Source organism: Streptomyces lancefieldiae, from assembly GCF_031845825.1.
Taxonomy (GTDB): domain Bacteria; phylum Actinomycetota; class Actinomycetes; order Streptomycetales; family Streptomycetaceae; genus Streptomyces; species Streptomyces lancefieldiae.
The window spans coordinates 1-1815 of sequence record NZ_JAVRFH010000194.1 but is presented as its reverse complement, the minus strand read 5'-3'; the positions used below and the strand labels follow the sequence as shown (position 1 = coordinate 1815).

The window sequence follows — 1815 nt, the reverse complement described above, 5'->3', positions numbered from 1 at the left end:
CGAAGACCTCGACCGCACCCTTCGCCGCGAGTTACGCAGGATCCAGCTCCGCCCCCACCTGGTCGACGGCTGCCTGACCGCCACAGGTCTGGCTCTCACCCCACCGACCTCGCCGTGAAAACCTCAGGTAACGATCAACTACTGGCGCGCGGGGACACTAGGAGGCCGTACCACCGTGATCTTCCAGCTTGGTGCGTGCCGACGGAAGGGGCGCTGATGCAGGTCGGGGAATCGGTTTGCGATTGACCTGGGCATGATGTAGACGTCCAGGTCATTACGGACCAGTTCGGAGGCGCAACAATGTCGTTCACCTCGAACGTCGTGGTGCGTTCGACGCCTGCGGCGCGGAAGGCCCGGTCGACTGCGTAGCGGATGGCCCAGCCCGGCGAGAAGTCGATCAGAGGCAACTGGGCGATCTCGGAGAGGTCGACGCTGCCTGCCGCTGTTTCGGGGAGGATCTGGAGGGACGACGCCACGAGCACCATTCCTCGCGCGACAGCAGCCGAGTCGCCAGTCCGCGCTGCTGTTGCCGGTCCGGTGCCACGACTGCCAGGTCCACCGTGTCCTCCCGCAATGCCTGGCGGATGTCGGCGACCGCTGCCTGCCGCAACTGGACCACTGCGCCTGGATGTTCCGCTCCTGAGGCAGCCAGGGCTGGAGTCCTGCCCAGACTCCCTGCATGATGCCGACCGTGATCCGTTCACGCAGTTGTCCTTTCACCGCATCGACCGCTTCCCGGGCCAGTTCGGCAGCCCGGAGGGCCGCTCGGGCAGCAGGGACGAACGCTTCGCCTGCCGAGGTCGGAGCAACACGGTGGGTCCTGCGGTCGAAAGGTGGGGGCGCCCAATTCGCGTTCGAGAGCCCGGATTGTGCCGGACACCGCGGAGTGGACCACGTGCAGACGCCGCGCCGTCGCCGTGAAGCCGCCCTCGTCGGCCACCGCGACGATGACTTCCATCTGCCGCAGATCCATCATTCTCTCCCGCTCACGCATCGCTCCGTCATGCGGAAACGACCATCGCCGCTGCATCGTACGGGTGCAGGCAGCGGCGTGGGCGTAGTGAGTGGTGGGGTCAGGCGCGGACGAGGGGCGTGTCCACCAGGTGCTCGGCCAAGAACCAGGACTGCAGCTCACCGGTCCTGATGATCTGTGAGACGAAGAGGTCGTTGGTGCCGTCGTCTCCCAGTTCAGCGGTGCGCGCGGCGGCGTCGTGGGCCTCGATGAGGATGGTCTCGTGGGCTTCCAGCAGTCGAGACAGCATGGCCGGGACCTCCTCGACGCCGTTCGGGGGCCGCGGGATCGACGTGATCTCGGCGACGTGCCGGGGGTCACCCACCGCGACGCCGCCCAGCGACTGGACACGCTCGGCGAGGGTGTCGACGAGTGCCAGTTGCTCGTCGGCATGCTTGTCCAGGACCAGGTGCAGCTGGTAGAAGGTTGCGCCGCGCATCAGCCAGTGGTGCTTCTTGTAGAGGCCGTAGAGAATCTGCGTGTCCGCCAGGACCTTGTTGAGGCGCTGGCAGGAGTACATCCGGGCCTCGTACGAGAGGCCGAGCGGGAACTGCTTGACGGTCCCGAAGTCCTGGATCACTTCGCCCTTCTGGTGCAGCCAGGGCTGGCTGCCGCTCACGTGCCGGGTGCTGGTGGTCATGTTCTGCCTCCTGCGGTGCTGTGCGTACCTGAGCGACGCTAAGAAGCTGTTCTCTTTTCGATCTTGAGAGATGTGCGTCGAACGGGAGTCCCGATCGGGTGATCGCGGGGCGCTGGACGCATACGAACAGGGCCTCCTGAACAGCTCGTTGGTGTCGAATCAC

The 1815-nt window shown here is 65.9% G+C and carries 3 protein-coding genes and 1 pseudogene; 1 reads left to right on the top strand and 3 read right to left on the bottom strand.

All coding sequences use genetic code 11. The annotated features are described in order from the left end of the window. Positions 1-118: pseudogene (locus tag RM812_RS43465) on the top strand (IS630 family transposase); the annotation flags it as partial. A gap of 279 nt (positions 119-397) precedes the next feature. On the opposite strand, the gene RM812_RS41505 reads toward RM812_RS43465, so the two are convergent. The 3 genes from RM812_RS41505 to RM812_RS41495 all read right to left on the bottom strand — a co-directional run bounded on the left by RM812_RS41505 (position 398) and on the right by RM812_RS41495 (position 1652). Next, on the bottom strand, positions 398-619 hold the full coding sequence (locus RM812_RS41505; protein ID WP_311586106.1) for a type 2 periplasmic-binding domain-containing protein: 222 nt from the start codon (positions 617-619) through the stop codon (positions 398-400). A gap of 81 nt (positions 620-700) precedes the next feature. Continuing rightward, positions 701-958 carry a helix-turn-helix domain-containing protein gene (locus RM812_RS41500; protein ID WP_311586108.1) on the bottom strand — a complete coding sequence of 86 codons (258 nt, stop codon included), beginning with the start codon at positions 956-958 and terminating at the stop codon, positions 701-703. 115 nt (positions 959-1073) lie between these two features. Continuing rightward, positions 1074-1652, bottom strand: coding sequence for a Dps family protein (locus RM812_RS41495; RefSeq protein WP_311586104.1), 579 nt, complete (start codon positions 1650-1652; stop codon positions 1074-1076). Positions 1653-1815 lie beyond the last annotated feature (163 nt).